General features: G+C 73.5%; 17 protein-coding genes. 9 read left to right on the top strand and 8 right to left on the bottom strand.

Features of this window, described 5'->3' with window-relative positions:
* Window positions 1-94 precede the first annotated feature (94 nt).
* From ACQPY4_RS32980 to ACQPY4_RS32990, 3 genes are read left to right on the top strand one after another with little or no spacing between them, the layout of a single operon-like run.
* On the top strand, window positions 95-1399 hold the full coding sequence (locus ACQPY4_RS32980; RefSeq protein WP_433327612.1) for a magnesium transporter MgtE N-terminal domain-containing protein: 1305 nt from the start codon (window positions 95-97) through the stop codon (window positions 1397-1399).
* Window positions 1396-1905: a DUF1003 domain-containing protein gene (locus ACQPY4_RS32985; protein ID WP_433327614.1), complete on the top strand. Its 510-nt coding sequence runs from the start codon at window positions 1396-1398 to the stop codon at window positions 1903-1905. Before ACQPY4_RS32980 ends, ACQPY4_RS32985 begins: the two co-directional genes overlap by 4 nt.
* Window positions 1906-1949: 44 nt before the next feature.
* Window positions 1950-3089 carry an Mrp/NBP35 family ATP-binding protein gene (locus ACQPY4_RS32990; RefSeq protein WP_433327616.1) on the top strand — a complete coding sequence of 380 codons (1140 nt, stop codon included), beginning with the start codon at window positions 1950-1952 and terminating at the stop codon, window positions 3087-3089.
* A gap of 53 nt (window positions 3090-3142) precedes the next feature.
* On the opposite strand, the gene ACQPY4_RS32995 is transcribed toward ACQPY4_RS32990, so the two are convergent.
* From ACQPY4_RS32995 to sigE, 5 genes are all read right to left on the bottom strand, one after another.
* Window positions 3143-3502, bottom strand: coding sequence for a sec-independent translocase (locus ACQPY4_RS32995; RefSeq protein ID WP_433327618.1), 360 nt, complete (start codon window positions 3500-3502; stop codon window positions 3143-3145).
* Between the two features lie 91 nt (window positions 3503-3593).
* Window positions 3594-5312 (bottom strand): S1C family serine protease, encoded by a 1719-nt coding sequence (locus ACQPY4_RS33000; RefSeq protein ID WP_433327620.1) that lies wholly within the window; start codon window positions 5310-5312, stop codon window positions 3594-3596.
* A gap of 77 nt (window positions 5313-5389) precedes the next feature.
* Entirely contained in the window at window positions 5390-6493 is a 1104-nt protein-coding gene (locus tag ACQPY4_RS33005) for a sigma-E factor regulatory protein RseB domain-containing protein (RefSeq protein WP_433327622.1), read from the bottom strand.
* Window positions 6490-7059 (bottom strand): anti-sigma factor family protein, encoded by a 570-nt coding sequence (locus ACQPY4_RS33010; RefSeq protein ID WP_433327624.1) that lies wholly within the window; start codon window positions 7057-7059, stop codon window positions 6490-6492. Before ACQPY4_RS33010 ends, ACQPY4_RS33005 begins: the two co-directional genes overlap by 4 nt.
* A 57-nt stretch (window positions 7060-7116) precedes the next feature.
* A complete protein-coding gene (gene sigE, locus ACQPY4_RS33015; RefSeq protein ID WP_433327626.1) occupies window positions 7117-7833 on the bottom strand; it encodes an RNA polymerase sigma factor SigE in 717 nt (238 codons plus the stop codon).
* Window positions 7834-8044: 211 nt separating this feature from the next.
* Between sigE and ACQPY4_RS33020 the strand changes: the two genes are divergently transcribed.
* Window positions 8045-8647 carry an O-methyltransferase gene (locus ACQPY4_RS33020; protein WP_433327628.1) on the top strand — a complete coding sequence of 201 codons (603 nt, stop codon included), beginning with the start codon at window positions 8045-8047 and terminating at the stop codon, window positions 8645-8647.
* Window positions 8647-9246: a hypothetical protein gene (locus tag ACQPY4_RS33025; protein WP_433327630.1), complete on the top strand. Its 600-nt coding sequence runs from the start codon at window positions 8647-8649 to the stop codon at window positions 9244-9246. Before ACQPY4_RS33020 ends, ACQPY4_RS33025 begins: the two co-directional genes overlap by 1 nt.
* 115 nt (window positions 9247-9361) lie before the next feature.
* Here ACQPY4_RS33025 and ACQPY4_RS33030 read toward each other — a convergent pair whose 3' ends face one another.
* Window positions 9362-10819, bottom strand: a complete 1458-nt coding sequence (locus tag ACQPY4_RS33030; protein ID WP_433327632.1) for a leucyl aminopeptidase — start codon at window positions 10817-10819, stop codon at window positions 9362-9364.
* Between the two features lie 132 nt (window positions 10820-10951).
* A complete protein-coding gene (locus tag ACQPY4_RS33035; protein ID WP_075898952.1) occupies window positions 10952-11119 on the bottom strand; it encodes a DUF3117 domain-containing protein in 168 nt (55 codons plus the stop codon).
* Window positions 11120-11275: 156 nt separating this feature from the next.
* Between ACQPY4_RS33035 and ACQPY4_RS33040 the strand changes: the two genes are divergently transcribed.
* From ACQPY4_RS33040 to ACQPY4_RS33055, 4 genes are all read left to right on the top strand, one after another.
* Window positions 11276-12079, top strand: a complete 804-nt coding sequence (locus ACQPY4_RS33040; protein WP_433327635.1) for a PaaX family transcriptional regulator — start codon at window positions 11276-11278, stop codon at window positions 12077-12079.
* On the top strand, window positions 12072-12857 hold the full coding sequence (locus ACQPY4_RS33045; protein ID WP_433327637.1) for an enoyl-CoA hydratase-related protein: 786 nt from the start codon (window positions 12072-12074) through the stop codon (window positions 12855-12857). Before ACQPY4_RS33040 ends, ACQPY4_RS33045 begins: the two co-directional genes overlap by 8 nt.
* Before the next feature lie 85 nt (window positions 12858-12942).
* Window positions 12943-13785: an ABC transporter ATP-binding protein gene (locus ACQPY4_RS33050; RefSeq protein WP_433327639.1), complete on the top strand. Its 843-nt coding sequence runs from the start codon at window positions 12943-12945 to the stop codon at window positions 13783-13785.
* Between the two features lie 3 nt (window positions 13786-13788).
* Window positions 13789-16383, top strand: coding sequence for an FtsX-like permease family protein (locus tag ACQPY4_RS33055; RefSeq protein ID WP_433327641.1), 2595 nt, complete (start codon window positions 13789-13791; stop codon window positions 16381-16383).
* A gap of 1 nt (window position 16384) precedes the next feature.
* On the opposite strand, the gene ACQPY4_RS33060 is transcribed toward ACQPY4_RS33055, so the two are convergent.
* Window positions 16385-16960 carry a DNA-3-methyladenine glycosylase I gene (locus ACQPY4_RS33060; protein WP_433327643.1) on the bottom strand — a complete coding sequence of 192 codons (576 nt, stop codon included), beginning with the start codon at window positions 16958-16960 and terminating at the stop codon, window positions 16385-16387.
* Window positions 16961-16968 lie beyond the last annotated feature (8 nt).

Below are 16968 nucleotides of genomic sequence, written 5' to 3' on the forward strand. Positions count from 1 at the left end.
GGTCAAGAGCATCTCACCCGGGTGCGGAATCCGGTTCTGGGCCCCCTCCCATGCCCTCGACATGAGTCCCATGATCGCGGGTAACCTCCCCCTCATGAGCGGAGCTCCGTCCCGGGTGTTCATCGCGCGGCTGGCCGGGATCGCGGTGTTCGACCCGGCGGGCGACCAGGTCGGACGGGTGCGCGACGTGGTGGTGGCGCTGCGGCTCGGCGCGCGGCCGCCGCGCGTGCTGGGGCTGGTGGTCGAGGTGTCGCCGCGCCGTCCGGTCTTCCTGCCGATCACGCGGGTGACGGTGATCGAGGCGGACGCGATCGTGTTCGACGGGCGGCTGAACGTGCGGCGGTTCTCCCAGCGCGAGTCCGAGACCCTGGTGATCGGCGAGATGCTCGACCGGACGGTGAAGCTGGCCGAGTCCGGCGACGCGGTGACCGTGGTGGACGTGGCGATGGAACCGACGCGCACCCGCGACTGGCTGGTGCACAAGGTGGCGGTGCGCCGGATGGGCAACCGGGGGCTGCGCCGCCGCGGCGAGATCTTCGTCGTCGACTGGGACGCGGTCGAGGGCTTCTCGGCGGTCGAGCACGGGCAGGGCGCGGCGGGGCTGATCGCGGCGTTCGAGCGGATGAAGCCGGCCGACCTGGCGGGCATCGTCCACGAGCTGTCGGAGAAGCGCCGGGCCGAGGTCGCGCGGGCCCTGGACGACGAGCGGCTGGCCGACGTCCTGGAGGAGCTGCCCGAGGACGACCAGATCGAGATCCTCGGCAAGCTGGAGGTGGACCGGGCCGCCGACGTCCTGGAGGCCATGGGCCCCGACGACGCGGCCGACCTGCTGGGCGAGCTGCCCACCGAGCAGCGCGAGCGGCTGCTGACGCTGATGGAACCGCAGGAGGCGGCGCCGGTGCGGCGGCTGCTGACCTACGAGGACGACACGGCGGGCGGCATGATGACCACCGATCCGGTGGTGCTGCCGCCCGACGCGACCGTGGCCGAGGCGCTGGCCAACATCCGCAACCCCGATCTGAACCCGGCGCTGGCGGCGCAGGTGTACGTGTGCAGGCCGCCGACGGCGACGCCGACGGGCCGTTTCCTTGGAACGGTGCACTTCCAGCGGCTGCTGCGCGAGCCCCCGCCGACCCTGGTCAGCGGGATCGTCGACTCCGAGCTCGACCCGCTGCGTCCCACCATGTCGCTGGAGGCGGTGGCGACCTTCCTGGCCACCTACAACCTGGTCGCGGGCGCGGTCGTGGACGAGAACGGCCATCTGCTCGGCGCCGTGACCATCGACGACGTGCTCGACCATCTGCTGCCCGACGACTGGCGCGAGAGCGTGATGGAGGCCCAGGCCGAGGCGGCCGACCCCGAGGAGGAGGCCCTGCGGGCCGCCGGAGGGACGTCATGACCGGACGGATCGGAACCGAGCGGGTGATCGGCGCCCGGCTGGACCAGCCGCGCGAGACCCGCCGCGCGCTGCTGCCGCGGCCCCACTACGACCCCGAGTCGTTCGGCCGGATCTCCGAGCGGATCGCCCGGTTCCTCGGGACGGCCCGGTTCCTGGTCTACATGACCTTCTTCGTGGCCGTGTGGATCATCTGGAACCTCACGGCGCCCTCCTCGCTGCGCTTCGACCCCTATCCGTTCATCTTCCTGACGCTGATGCTGTCGCTGCAGGCGTCCTACGCGGCCCCGCTGATCCTGCTCGCCCAGAACCGGCAGGACGACCGCGACCGCGTCCAGTACGAGCAGGACCGGACCAAGACCGAGCGCACGATCGCCGACACCGAGTACCTCACCCGGGAGATCGCCGGGCTGCGGCTGGCGGTCAGCGAGGTCGCGACCCGCGACTTCCTCCGCTCCGAACTCCAGCAGCTGATCAAGGAGCTGGACGCCGGGCGCAAGCCGTCCTAGCCCCGGGTTAACGAATCGGCTCCCGGAGTCCATACCATGGAGTCATGTCCTCCCAGCTGACGACCGAGCAGGTGACCGAGGCGCTCGCCACGGTGAACGATCCTGAGATCCGCAAGCCCATCACCGAGCTCGACATGGTCAAGAACGTCGACATCGCGTCGGACGGCGTGGTCAGCGTCGGCATCTTCCTGACCGTCGCGGGGTGTCCGATGAAGGAGACCCTGATCCGGGACGTCACCGCGGCCGTGTCCCGGCTGGACGGGGTGGCCTCGGTCGAGGTCGAGCTGGACGTGATGAGCGAGGAGCAGCGCAAGGCGCTGCAGACCAAGCTGCGCGGCGGCGAGCCCGCCAAGGAGATCCCGTTCGCCAAGCCCAACTCGCTGACCAAGGTGTACGCCGTGGCCAGCGGCAAGGGCGGCGTCGGCAAATCGTCCGTGACGGTCAACCTGGCGGCCGCTCTGGCCGCGCAGGGCCGCAAGGTCGGCGTCGTCGACGCCGACATCTACGGCCACTCCGTGCCGCGGATGCTGGGCGTCGAGCACGCGCCCACCAAGGTCGAAGACATGATCATGCCGCCTTCCGCGCACGACGTGAAGGTGATCTCGGTCGGCATGTTCACGGCCGGGAACCAGCCGGTGGTCTGGCGCGGCCCCATGCTGCACCGGGCGCTCCAGCAGTTCCTCGCCGACGTCTACTGGGGCGACCTCGACATCCTGCTGATGGACCTGCCGCCCGGCACCGGCGACATCGCGATCTCGGTCGCGCAGCTGCTGCCGTCGGCCGAGATCCTGGTCGTCACCACCCCGCAGCAGGCGGCCGCCGAGGTCGCCGAGCGGGCCGGGGCGATCGCCGCCCAGACCCACCAGCAGGTGGTCGGCGTGATCGAGAACATGTCGTACCTGACCTGCGCGCACTGCGGCGAGCGGCAGGACATCTTCGGCGCGGGCGGCGGCCAGAGCGTGGCCGACGCGCTCACCCAGACGCTGGGCACCCGCGTGCCGCTGCTGGGCCAGGTGCCCATCGACCCGCGCCTGCGCGAGGGCGGCGACTCCGGCAAGCCGCTCGTCCTGTCCGACCCCGACGCCGAGGCCGCCAAGGAGCTGCGCACCATCGCCGACACCCTCGGCGGCCGCTCCCGCGGCCTGGCCGGAATGTCCCTGGGCATCTCCCCGAAGCGCCGGTAAGCCAAAGGAAAACGGCCTTGCCCCTGCGGGCAAGGCCGTTTTCCTTTGTGCCGCTAGGTGGCCTCGTTGTCGTAGGGGGGGCGTTCGCCGTAGGCGAGGGCGGTGGAGGCGAAGGAGTCGTCGTCGTCGAAGAGCGAGGTGCTGCCGTTGCCGTTGGGGCTGAGGGCGGCGTCGTCATCGTCCTCGAACAGGTGCTTGCGGACGAAGGCCTTGGGGTTGAGGTCGTTGACGTCGAAGTCCTTGAACTCCGGCCCCAGGCCCTCCTGGAGATCGGCCTTGGCGCTGTTGGCCATCTGGCGGAGCTGGCGCAGCATGCGGCCCGCCTGACCGGCGACCTCGGGAAGGCGGTCCCCGAAGATCACCAGGGCGAGCACGACGAGAACGACCATCTCGCCCAGTCCGACGTCGAACAACCCGTCCTCCACACAAGCGCCAGGGGGGACCGGACAAACCTCGTCCGGTCCCCCAAGCGTATCTCCAGTCCGCGTGAACGAGACCTGAAGGTCAGTTGGCGGCGCCGAGGACGACCTCGGCCACCGTCTCCTTGCCCGCGCGCTGGTAGGTGACCTTGATCTTGTCGCCGGGGGCATGGCTGCGGATCTGGGCGGCCAGGTCGGCGGGGTTGCCGATCGGCTGGTCGTTGATCTTGATGATCACGTCGCCGGGCTTGAGCCCGGCCTTCTCCGCCGGGCCGCCCTTGAGGATCGGCGCGACGCTGCCCTCCTGCTTGTCGGTGATCCGGACGCCCGGGCCGGGGAAGCGCTGGTCCATCCCGATGCCGATCTGGGCGCGGCGGGCGACGCCGCCCCTGATGATCTCTTCGGCGACCCGCCTGCCCTGGTTGACCGGGATGGCGAAGCCCAGGCCGATGCTGCCGCTCTGGGTCTCGCCGCCGAGCGAGCGCCCGCCCAGCGTGTAGATCGCGGTGTTGATGCCGATCACGCGGCCCTTGGCGTCGACCAGCGGGCCGCCGGAGTTGCCGGGGTTGATCGCGGCGTCGGTCTGGATGGCGTTCAGCACCGAGCCGTCGCCGCCGCCCTCGCCGCCGGTGGGCACCGCGCGGTTGACCGAGGAGACGATGCCGGTGGTGACCGAGCCCTGCAGGCCCAGCGGGGAGCCGATGGCGATCACCGGGTCGCCGACCGCGAGGTCGTCGGAGTTGCCCATCGGCAGCGCGGGCAGCGAGTGCCCGCCCTCGGGCTTGAGCACGGCGATGTCGGAGTTCTGGTCCTTGCCCTTGATCGTGGCCGTGGCGGTCTTCTTGTCGTTGAAGACGATCTGGATGTCGCCACCGCCGCCCGCCGAGACCACGTGGCTGTTGGTGATGATGTAGCCGCCGTTGACGATGAACCCGGTGCCGCCCGCGCCGTCGCCGGACGCCGCCTGCACACGGATGCTCACGACGCTGGGAAGCACCTTCTGGGCGACGCCCGCGACAGAGTCCGGCGGGCGGTTCTTGGCCGCCGGGCCGGAGCCCGAGCTGTCGTCGCCGCCGAGGCTGACGCTGGACGGCTCGTCATCGGAGCCGGAGGCCAGCGCGGTGATGCCCGCGCCGACGCCGCCGGCCACCAGGGCGACGACGAGCGCGAGGACGACGAGCATTCCCGTGCTGGGGGCGCCGCGCGAGTACGAGGCGGGCGCGCCGGGGACGGGGGCCCAGTTGGGACCGCCACCGGGGGGCGGCGGGCCGTAGGGACGTCCCATGGGCGGCGGGCCCATCGGAGGCGGCCCGCCGCCCATGGGCGGGCCGGGGGGCGCGGGCGGAGGCTGCTGCGAGTGGTGGGCGGGCCACCCGTAGGGAGATCCCTGCGGTGGCGGGCCATGAGGAGCCGGGGGCGGGCTGCCCATGCCCGGGGCCTCGCCCCCGTAAGGCGCGAAGCCGGGACGCGGAGGACGCCCCTGCTCGGGGGACTCGACGAGGGGCCGGTCGGTGGCGGTGACCGGGGGCTTGACCAGGTCGGCCCCGCGGTCGTCGTCGAGGTAGTCGGGCGGCGCGAACCCGGCGACCTGCCGGTCGCCCTCGGCCGGGACCTCCAGCACGACCGGATGGTCGAGGCTGTCGCCCGGCGGGTCGTCCTGCGGCAGCGGGCGGTCGTCCTCGGACGGCGTGCGATCGTCGTCGTCCTCGGCGCGGGCCCCCTCCTGCCGCTCCGGCCCGAAGCCGGGGACGAGATCATCGTCCTGCGGCAGCGTCTCGCCCGGCCGGCGGTTCTCTTCCGTCATCCCCATCTCCCAGCGAGCGCGGATCTCTTATCCGTGCTCATCGTGCCCAACCAGGCGTGTGGTGAGCGTAAGACCCCTCATGCGAACGGATTAACCCAAGACCCTAGCCTGCGGAAGCCCCTGCCCAAGCGACCCCAGAAGCCGCTTCCGCCCCCGGGAAGGCCCTTGACCACCGATTCCACCCGGTCAGCCGGGCCATCGGTCATGACGGTATAAACCTGTCCATTTCCCGACCACACCAGCCAGTGCTGGAGGGAGTCGCGCCGATACACCGTCCGGCCGGCGACCGTGGACCGCCGCCAGCCCGCCAGCCGGCCCTCGTCGAGCCCGCCCCGCTGGACGAACACCGACACCGCCGCGAGCCCGTCGGTGTAGCTGAGGTGGATCGAGCCGTCGTCCGGGGACGGGCGGCGGGCGTCCCGGAGGGCGAGGCTCCCCGGGAGCGTGTCGGGGAAGCGCCAGCCGCGCTCGCGCAGCTCCGCCAGCTCGGCGGCCTCCAGCCGGTCGGACCACGGGGCCGCCGCCGGACGGGACGGCGCGGACCCCGAGAACGCGACCGCGTCGCGCCCGTCCGCGGGACGGGACACGCGGACCTCGCTGAACCCCGAGGACGAGACGGGGCGCCCGTGGGCGTCCATCAGCTCGCGCCGGAGCATCAGGCCGGTGTCGTCGTCGATCCAGAAGCGCCCCGCCGCGGTGCCGTCGGGCCGTCTGGCCTCCACGATGCGGGCCCGGCGCCCGCAGACCGTCGAGGCGTCGCCGCGCCGGAGCGCGTAGTTGCCCGCCAGCAGCGAGAGCGCCGCGGCGGTGAAGGCCGTCGGGTCGTCGGGCCGGTAGCTGGGCAGGCTGCGGACCTCGGCGGACGTGCCGCGCGTGCGCAGCGCCGGTGCCTGCGGGCCGGGGTCGAAGTAGGTGCCGTCGCCGGGCCGGTGCGCCACCCGCAGCGTCGAGGTGGTCGACCCGCTCCGGTTGCGGGTGGTGAGGAACTGCCTGCCGTCGAACGGGACGCGCCGTGCCGCGTCGGCGGCGGCGCGCAGCAGCCGCAGCGCCTCGGGGTCGCTGCGGACCCGGCGGGAGGCGTAGGCGTCGCCCGCGAGCGCGGCGGCCAGTGCCAGCGCACCGGCCACGGTGCCCGCCGTCAGGGCGCGTGCGCGGGCTCGGTGGGTCGGCCCGCCGGTCACGGCTCCGGTGCGACCGGGACGGGGGCGGGGTCGTCCACGGGATCGGTCATGGGGACGTCACCGGTGGTGAGGGCGTGCTCGACCGCGAACTGCTCGAAGGCGGGGCTGACGCTCGGCTCGTCCTCCCGTCCGCCCGCGGCGTAGGAGGCGGCGCCGAGCCCGAGCATGAGCGTGGCGGCGCCGACGGCGAGGCAGCGGCGGCCGGGGGCGACGGCGGCCGCGGCGCGGCGCGTGGCCGAGGCCCGTGCCGCCGGACGGTTGTCGCGCGGGCGGCCCACGCGGGGCTGGGGCGCGGCGGGACGACGCGGCGCCGGGGCCCGCACCGGAGCCTCCGGCTCGCCCATCGACCGCAGCCTCGTCATGAAGTCGCTGGTCGGCAGGGTGTCGCCGGTCTCGACGGGCGGCAGGCCGCCGAGACCGCGCAGCCGGTTCTTCAACCGGCGCAGCGTGTCGGCCTCGGCCCGGCATGGCGCGCATCCCGCGAGGTGGGCGAGCACCCGGTCACGCTCGTCGTGCTCCAGCTCGCCGTCCACCAGAGCGGTCAGACGCTCCCCCAGACAACTCACGCGGCTCCCTTGTCGTTCCTGTTCTCGTACCCGTGCCGGCTCCGGAGAGCGCCCCGATCAGGCGCTCTCCGCCTCGGCCCGTACCGCCGCGGAAGAGGACCCCCCGGACCTCCCCGCGGCGGCCAGCAATTGGGGCTCGTCCAGCGGCCCGCCCCGGCGACCGAGGTCGTCGGACCGGCCATAGGGTGCCCGGTGCTCCAATGCCGCCCGCAGCTGCGCGCGCCCGCGGTGGATGCGGCTGCGCACGGTGCCGAGCTTGACGCCCAGGGTCGCCGAGATCTCCTCGTACGACAGGCCCTCGATGTCGCACAGCACCACGGCTGCGCGGTATTCGGGAGCCAGGGCGTCGAGCGCGGCCTGGACGTCGGCGTCGAAGTTGGTGTCGTCGAACGCCTGGGCGGGCGTGGGCTCGCGGCCCTGCAACCGCTCGGCGGCGTCGTCGGCCAGTCCCTCGAAGCGGATGCGCTGACGGCGCCGCGCCATGTCGAGGAACAGGTTCGTGGTGATCCGGTGCAACCAGCCCTCGAACGTGCCCGGGGTGTAGTTGGAAAGCGACCGGAACACGCGGACGAAGACCTCCTGCGTGAGGTCTTCGGCGTCGTGCTGGTTGCCGGTCAGCCGGTAGGCGAGCCGGTAGACGCGAGCGGAGTGCTCGCGGACGACCTCGTCCCACGACGGCGGAGCCCAATCCGCGTCGGGTGCGTTGTCACGGGTGCGCGAGGCAGCGGCGGAACCGCGTACAGCGCCCTTGAAACTCAGTGCTGCCACTCCCATGGTGCCGGGTTGTTCCTCTCTTGCGTCCAACGCTGTCGCTTTGGGACGACACGGTCGCGCCTGGGCTGGGGCGGTAGTGGACCAACGTCAAGTAGAACGCGATGAAACGCCAGTTGGTTCCCGGTCAGCGATATTGTCTTTCCAGCATGAGCCAGGCGGGAGGTCCCGCGAGGAGGCAGCCATCGACGCCATTCAGGCCACCCTGGCCTACGTGGAGGAATTCCTCCCCGAAGACGAGCCGCTCCTTTCGGCGCGGCGCCGCGGGGAGGAATGGGGCGCCGTGCCCATCGGCCCGGCGGGCGGCGCCGCGCTGCGCTTCCTGGCCACCGTGATCGGGGCGCGCCATGTCGTGGAGATCGGGTCGGGCTGCGGGGTCTCGGGCATCTGCCTGCTGCGCGGGATGACCAAGGACGCCGTCCTCACCAGCGTCGACGTCGAGCCCGAGCACCAGCGGATGGCCAAGCAGGCCTACGCCGAGGCCGGGCTGGGGGCGTCCCGCACCCGGATGATCGTCGGCCGCGCCCTGGAGGTGCTGCCGCGCCTCACCGACGGCGCCTACGACATGGTCTTCTGCGACGCCGTCAAGCAGGAGTACCCCGAATACCTGACCGCCGCCCTGCGTCTGCTGCGTCCCGGGGGCGTGGTGGCGTTCGACAACGCCCTGTGGCACCACCGCGTGGCCGATTCCGCCCACCGCGACCCCGACACCGAGGCGATCCGCGAGGTCGGGCGCATGGTCCGCGAGGACGAGCGCCTCGTGCCGCTGCTGCTGCCGGTCGGCGACGGCCTCCTCTGCGCGGTCAAGCGCGACTGATGGGCACCGAGGCGACGCCGTTCCGGGTTCACCTGAAGGTCAACCTGAGCACCAGCGCGCGTCCCGTCGCGTGCCTGATCCTGGTCCTGGCCTCGGTGGCGTTCATCGCCGGGGGCCTGATGAGCGGCGGGACGACCGGCGGCGTGCTGTTCATCATCCTCGGTGCGTCGGGCGTGCTGCTGTTCGGCGTCGGGCTGGCGACCTCGGCCGGGCGGCTGTTCGGGCGGCGTCCCGTCCTGGAGCTGGACGCCGAGGGCGTCCGCCGTCCCGCCGGCTGGCCCCTCCCCCGCGCCCGCGACCGCTTCCTGCCCTGGGACCGCGTCTCGGCCATGACCGCCGTGCGGCGCGGCGTCTCGGGCACCAAGCGCGGCGAGCAGGACTACCTGATCTTCCTGCCGACCCCGGAGCTGGCCGAGCTCGCCCGCACGGCCGAACGCCCCAGCCTCATCGCCCTGACGCTCCCCGACGTCCCCGCGACCGCCGAGGCCCTGCCGTGGTGCTTCGCGATCGAGCCCGGCTGGGACGCCACCCTCCCCCAGATCGTCAAACAGGCCCGCCGCCACCACGAGACCCCGGTCATCGACCGCCGCAACGAATGACGTTCGCCCCCCGGGTGGGGCACGAGCCCGGCGGCTCGCGCCCCGCCCGGGGTTCGCATGGCCCGGGGCGGCGTAGGCGCGTGGTCCGGGGCTTTCGCGTGCGTGGGGTGCGTCGTCAGGCGGTGAGGTAGTCCAGCAGGAGGCGGGCGCCGAAGCCGGTGGCGCCCTTGGTCAGTTCGGCCTCGTCGGCGGTGGAGCGGCCCGGGCCCGCGATGTCCAGGTGGGCCCAGGCGCGCTTTCCGACGAATTCGCGCAGGAAGAGGGCGGCGGTGATGGAGCCGCCGCCGAAGCCCGGGCGGCCCATGTTGGAGATGTCGGCGACGTCCGACTCGATGGCCTGGCGGTACTCGTCCACGAGCGGCAGGCGCCAGACGGGCTCTCCCGAGGCGGCGCCGGACGCGGTGAGCGCGGCGGCCAGCGTGTCGTCGGTCGCGTAGAGGCCGGCGGTGCGCAGACCCAGCGCGACCTTGCAGGCGCCGGTCAGGGTCGCGATGTCGATCACGACGTCGGGGTCGAGCTCGGCGTCGGCGTAGGCGAGCGCGTCGGCCAGGACCAGCCGGCCCTCGGCGTCGGTGTTGAGCACCTCGGACCTCGTCCCGCCGAAGTGGGTGAGGACGTCGCTGGGACGCATCGACGAACCCGAGATCATGTTCTCGGCGGCCGCGACCAGCCCGGTGACCTTGACGCGGGCGTCCAGGTCGCGCAGCGCGCTCAGGACGGCGATGACCACCGCGCCGCCCGACATGTCGGTCTTCTGGACCTTCATGTTGTCGTTCGGCTTGAGCGACAGGCCGCCGCTGTCGAAGGTGATGCCCTTGCCGACCAGGACGACATGGCGGTCGGCGTCGCCCGGGTCGTAGGTCAGCTCGATCAGGCGCGGGGGCCGGGACGAGCCCGCCCCGACCCCGATGATCCCGCCGAAGCCGCCCTCGGCCAGGGCCTTCTCGTCGCGGATGCGCACGGCGAGGCCGGTCTCGGCGGCGATCTCCGCGGCCCGGTCGGCGAGCCAGGCGGGACCCTTGATGTTGGACGGGGTGTTGGCCAGATCGCGGGCCAGGGCGGTGGCCCGGGCGGCGGCGACGCCGCGGGCCAGCGCGGCCTCCCCGGCCTCGGGCCCGTCCTCGGTCAGCACGACCAGTTCGCCCAGCGGGGCCTTGGCGGGCGGGGCGCCGATCTTGAACGTGTAGGAGGCCAGCAGCGCGCCCTCGACGAAGGCGGCCAGATCGCCCGAGGGGACTCCGGCGGCCATCAGGTCGCGGCCCTTGCCCCGCCTGGCCAGCGCGGCGCCCGCCCTGCGCAGGTCGCCCGGGGTGGCGTCGCCGACGCCGTAGAGCAGCAGCTCGACGGCCCGCTCCCCGATCCGCACCAGCGTGGAGACGACCTCTCCGGGCTCGCCCTTGGCCGAGTGGAGCGCCAGCAGCTCGGCGAGCGTGAACGGCAGGGAGGCGGCGATCTCGGCGTCCGGCGCGACGGGCCCGGACGCGATCGGCACGGCCACGACCTCGGCCCCGAGTTCGGCGGCCGCCCGCGACAGCGTGCCGCCGGTGCCGCGGACCCGAGTATCGATGGGCATGGTGATGGTCCCCCTGTCAGGTTCGTCTGCGTGCGGAAACGGCGAGGGCCCCGGCTCGCTCGCCGGGGCCGCCACCGCATTCAGGGATCGGACGGGGCAACGGCCCCCGGCCCGCCAAGGTCGGCGCGTACGTCAGCCCACTACGTCCTTCAGGGCCTCGCCCAGGTCCTTCGCCTCATCGGCGGAGAGCTCGACCACGAGGCGGCCTCCGCCCTCGAGCGGGACCCGCATGACGATTCCGCGCCCCTCCTTGGTCACTTCGAGCGGACCGTCTCCCGTCCGCGGCTTCATAGCCGCCATGCGTGCATCCCCTTCCTGCCTAGGGCCGCGTGGGGCCTCCGGGCACCGTTGGCCGCGTGGCCGCCTGTCGCATCCGCGTCATCAGTAGTGGTCCATTATCTCGTCTTCCGGGCGCGAAGTGGTAACGATCAGCCTCCAGATCGGGAGACTCACTGCATGAATGCTCGTTCGGCGCTGTTCGATCTGTACGGGGACCACCTCCGCGAGCGAGGCGGAACGGCGCCCGTGGCGGCCCTCGTGCGCCTTCTGGCGGCCCTCGGCGTGGCCGCCCCGGCGGTCCGCACGGCGGTGTCGAGAATGGTGCGGCAGGAATGGCTCGAACCCGTCCGGCTGCCCGAGGGCCCCGGCTACGCGCTGACCCCGAGGGCCGCCCGCCGCATGGACGAGGCCGCCCACCGCGTCTACCGCGACCTCGGCCCGTGGGACGGCCGCTGGCATCTGCTGGTGGTCGAGCGCGTCCGCGAGCGGGCCCGCCGCGACCGGATCGCCGCCGGGCTCGCCTACCTCGGGTACGCCCGGCTGGACGAGGCCACCTGGATCGGGCCGCGCGCGTCGTCCGAGCTCGACCCGCTGCTGGCGGCCGAGTCCGTCCGGGCGGAGCGGTTCCTGTCGGCCTACGAGGGCGACGCCCGCGGCCTGGTGGCCCGCGCCTGGGACCTGGACGGCCTGGCCCGCTCCTACGAGCGCTGGCTGGACGACGCGGGCGCGCTGGTCGGCGGCGCGTCCGGGCCGTCCGACGAGCACGCCTTCGCCGTGCGCAGCCGCCTGGTCCACGAGTGGCGCAAGTTCCTGTTCACCGACCCGGGCCTGCCGCCGGACCTGCTGCCGGACGGCTGGCCCGGCGCCAGGGCGGCCCGGTTCTTCGACGCCGAGGCCGCGCGCCTCTTGCCCGCGGCCTCCCGCTTCGTCGATCGTTGCCTGGGAGAGCCCCACGGAGATTGCGAGGACAACGGTGTCTGAGACCGTTCTCTACGACCTGACCGACGGTGTGGCGACGATCACGCTGAACCGGCCCGACGGGATGAACTCCCTGACGTCGGAGATGAAGGAGGCCCTGGTCGCGACGGTCCAGCGGGCGGCGGGGGCCGCCGAGGTGCGGGCGGTGCTGATCACCGGGGCGGGCCGCGCCTTCTGCGCCGGGCAGGACCTGCGCGAGCACGGCGACAACCTCGCCGCGGGCAAGGGCCTGGACGGCACCGTCGAGCGCCACTACAACCCGCTGATCACCGCGATCACCACCATGCCCAAGCCGGTCGTCGCCGCCGTCAACGGCGTCGCCGCGGGCGCCGGGGCGTCCCTGGCCTTCGCCGCCGACCTGGTCGTCGCGGCCGACACGGCCAAGTTCGCCACCGCGTTCACGGGCATCGGCCTCGCCCCCGACAGCGGCATGTCGTGGACGCTCCAGCGCCTGGTCGGCCGCGCCAAGGCCACCGAGCTCCTGCTGCTGGGCACCCCGGTCAAGGCCGCCGAGGCCCTGGAACTCGGCCTGGTCAACCGGGTCGTCCCCGCCGACGAGCTGGCCCCGGCCGCCGTCGAGCTGGCGCGCCGGCTCGCCTCGGGCCCGACGATCTCCTACCACGCCGTCAAGACGGCCCTGGACTACGCCGCCACCCACGACCTCCCCTCGTCCCTCCAGAAGGAGGCCGAGCTCCAGGAGCTCTGCGAGAAGACCACCGACCACCGCAACGCCACCGAAGCGTTCCTCAAGAAGCAGCAGCCCACCTTCCAAGGCCGCTAGGGCGGGAGGGGTAGGGCTGGCCCCAGGGGGTGGTCTCTGGGTCGCGTCAATGTGGCGGGGCGGGGTGCGGCGGTTGGCTTGAGGCATGACACAGACAGCCGCCGCGCCGGTCGACGCGCGGGCTCAGGAACGAGTCGCCGTCGCGGACGGCTTGGTCAAGGAATACGGGAGCGGGGAGAACGCCGTCGCGGCACTGCGGGGCGTGTCGGCGGCGTTCACTCGGGGGCAGTTCACAGCGATCATGGGGCCCTCGGGGTCCGGGAAGTCGACGTTCCTGCACTGCCTGGCGGGATTGGACACGGTGACGTCCGGGTCGGTGTGGATCGGCGGGGCCGACATCACGCGGCTGTCGCGGACGAAGCTCACCAAGCTGCGGCGCGACCGGCTGGGGTTCGTGTTCCAGTCGTTCAACCTGCTGCCGATGCTGACGGCCGAGGAGAACATCCGGCTGACCGGGCGGCTCGCGGCGCGGCGGGCCGACCGGCCGTGGTTCGACACGATCGTGGACGCGCTCGGCCTGCGGGAGCGTCTGGGGCACCGTCCCTCGGAGCTGTCCGGCGGCCAGCAGCAGCGCGTCGCGGTGGCGCGGGCGCTGCTGACCCGGCCCGAGGTGCTGTTCGCGGACGAGCCCACCGGCAACCTCGACTCCCATTCGGGGACGGAGGTGCTGGGGTTCCTGCGGGCGGCCGTCGACACCTACCGGCAGACGGTGATCATGGTCACCCACGACCCGGTGGCGGCGGCGTACGCCGACCGGGTGCTGTTCCTGGCCGACGGGCGGATCGTGGACGAGTTGCACGCCCCGACCATCGACACGATTCATGCGCGGCATTCGCAGCGAAGCGAGAATGGCCGCGCCGCGGTTGCCGGGGGGTCAGGGGGGTCGTCCCCCCTGATGGGGCACGGCATGCGCCGGATGGGGGGCTGAGCGGTGTGGCTCATCGCGCGGCGCTCGTTCGCCGAAGGATGGGTGCGGCTGACGGCCACGCTGCTGGCGGCGCTGCTGTCGGTCGGGCTGATCGCGGGCTCGCTCCAGTTCGCGCTGCGCGCCCAGGCGGCGGTGGCGGGCAGTGACGCCAGCGAGTACGCCCGCGCGGACGTCGTCGTCCAGGGCGGGACGACCGATCCCGACGACCTGTACGCGCTGCCCGACGGGCGCGTGCGCCCGGACCGGGTGGCGGGACGGCCCGGGGTCGAGGCGGTGCACGGGGACGCGATGGTCCCGGCGACCGTCGCGTCCCCCGGGGGCAAGCCGATCATCCCGACCGCCGGAGGCCGTACGCTTCTGCGCCCGTGGGTGGCGGACGCGAAACTCAACCCCTTCAAGCTGGAGTCCGGACGCGCCCCCCGGATGGACGGCGAGGTCGTGGTCATCCGGCACGTGGCGCGGGCCGGGAAGGTGGGCACGGGTTCCCGGCTGCGGATGACCCTGCCGCGCACGACGCGGGAGGTCACGGTCGTGGGCGTGGCGACGGTCTCGGGGCGGAGCGCGGTCGCCGCCGGGGACCTGGTGCTGGCGCCGCCGGAGACCGTCCGGCTCGCGGCCGGGCTGCCCGCCGGGACGTGGCAGAGCGTGTGGGTGAAGGCCGCGTCCGGCGTCCGGGCGGCCGGGCTCCGGGACGCTCTGGCGCGCGACCTCAGGAGCGAGCTCGGCCCCGAGGCCGTCACGGTGCGGACGGCGTCGTCGATCCGCACGGCCCAGTCGAACGAGGTCTCGGGGACGGGGACGGCGATCGGCGGCGTGATCGGGATGATGTCGTCGGTGGCGGTCTTCGTCGGGCTGTTCGTGGTGGCCAACACCTTCGGCACGCTGGTGCGGCAGCGCACCCGGCGGCTGGCGCTGCTCGGCGCGATCGGCGCGACGCCGCGCCAGATCAAGCGGCTGATCCGGTTCGAGGCGCTGGTGCTCGGGCTGGTGGCGTCGGCGGGCGGCGTGGTGCTGGGGTTCCCGATCGCCGCGCTGCTGGCCTCGCTGTTCGCCAAGGACGGGTTCGACATCTCGGCGGCCGATGCCCAGTTCGGGTGGGTGGCACTGGCCGTCCCGGCGGTGGCGGGCGTTGCCGTCACCCAGCTCGCGGCCTGGCGGGCGGCGCGGCGGGCCGCGCGGATCTCGCCCATGCAAGCGCTGCGGTCGTCGGCCAAGGACGAGGCCGGACGCTCCTGGCCGCGCGTGCTCGGCGCGCTGGCCGTGTTCGCGTCCGCGTGGGGCCTGTTCGGCCCGGCGTTCGCCGTCGCGAGGTTCGAGCCCCCGGGGCCCGAGCGGACGGTCGCCGTCTCGATGCTGGTGCTCATGGGCTCGATGGTCACCGTGGCGGCGCTGGCCGTGCTCGCGCCCTTCTTCGTCGGCCCCCTCGGCGGGCTGGTGGGGCGCGTGGGCATGCTGGCCAGCGGCGAGGCCGGACGGCTGGCGCGCGCGACCATCACCCGCAGCCCGCGCCGGGTGTCGTCGGCGGCGTCGTCCCTCATGCTCGGGGTCGCGCTGGTCGCGGCGACCGCGATGGTGCTGCTGTCGTCCGGCGCGCGGTTCGCCGAGGCCGGACGGGAGGTGCTGCCCGCCGAGCACGCGGTGGCGTCCAGCGGCAAAACGGCCGACGGCCGCGCGCCGCTGCCGGCGGACGTGGCGGGCAGGGTCGCCGCCGTGCCGGGGGTCGCCAAGGCCGTGGCCCTCACCCAGACCGAGGTGAAGCTGGTGTCGCCGAAGCCCTCGGCGCCCGACGAGGGCCTGGTGCCCACGTACCTGATGATCACCGGCGCCGAGCAGGACGGGCTGCCCCAGGTGCTCGCGCTGGGCGGACGCCCCCGCGCCCTGCGCACGGGGCAGATCGCGCTGACGTCCAACGTGCTGAAGGCCCACAAGATCAAGGTCGGCGAGCGGATCGTCGTGCGCGGCTCGCAGGGCAAGGTCACGCTGACCGTCGCCGACGCCTACCACGACCCGTCGCACCTGTTCGCCGACCAGGGCCTGGTCTCGGCGCCGACCATGCGGAGGCTGGACGCCACCGCCGCGACCCAGGCCGTGCTGGTGCGCGGCGGCTCCAAGGAGGCGCTGGCCAGGGCCGTGTCGGGCGTGCCCGGGGCCGAGGTCGTCGACCGGGACCGCTTCGTCGCGATGACCGCCGACTCGATGACCAAGGGCCTGAAGGTGACGTACGGCTTCATCGGCATGGCCCTGGTGCTGGCGCTGTTCGGCATGGCCACCACGGTCTCGATGAGCGTCGGCGAGCGCACCCGCGAGTTCGGGCTGCTCGGCGCCGTCGGGGCCACGATGAGCCAGGTCAGGGCCATCATCCGCTGGGAGGCCGCCACGGTGGTGCTGATCGGGACGCTGCTCGGTCTGGGCGCCGCCACCGGGACGGTGACGACCCTGCGTCTGGCGACGGGCAGCTCGTTCGTAGGCCCCGCCGTGCCGTGGTGGATGTTCGCCCTGGTGATCGTGGGCGCCGCCGCGGTGACGCTGGGCACCTCGGCCCTGCCCGCGCGCCGCGCGGCGCGGGTGCCCGTCCTCGAGGCGGCGAAGGCGGAATGACCTAGGTGTAGGCGCCCCGGCGGTGGCAGCCGGTCAGGTGGTCGTCGACCAGCCCGCACGCCTCCATCAGCGCGTACGCCGTGGTCGGGCCCACGAAGCGGAAGCCGTGCTTCTTCAGCTCTTTGGCCAGGGCCTTGGAGCCGGGGGTGAAGGCGGGCACGTCGTCGGTCGACTCGGGCGCGGGGGCGCCCGGGTCGGCGTACTTCCAGGCCGTCGCCGCCAGGCCGCCGGGCAGGTCGAGGGCCGCGCGCGCGTTGGCGATCGCCGCCTCGATCTTGGCCCGGTTGCGGACGATGGCCGCGTCGGCCATCAGCCGGTCGATGTCGCGCTGCCCGAAGGAGGCGACCTTCTCGGGGTCGAACCCGGCGAACGCCGCCCTGAAGCCCTCGCGCTTGCGCAGGATCGTCAGCCAGGACAGGCCGGACTGGAACGCCTCCAGGCACAGCCGCTCGTAGAGGCCCTGGTCGTCGCGGACCGGACGGCCCCACTCGTCGTCGTGGTAGGCGACATAGTCGGGTGCCGACAGCCCCCACGGGCAGCGGCCGAGCCCGTCGTCGCCTTTGATCGCTGTGCTCATCGGACCCG

Origin of the sequence: Spirillospora sp. CA-294931 (genome assembly GCF_050946795.1) — a bacterium.
Lineage (GTDB): Bacteria > Actinomycetota > Actinomycetes > Streptosporangiales > Streptosporangiaceae > Spirillospora.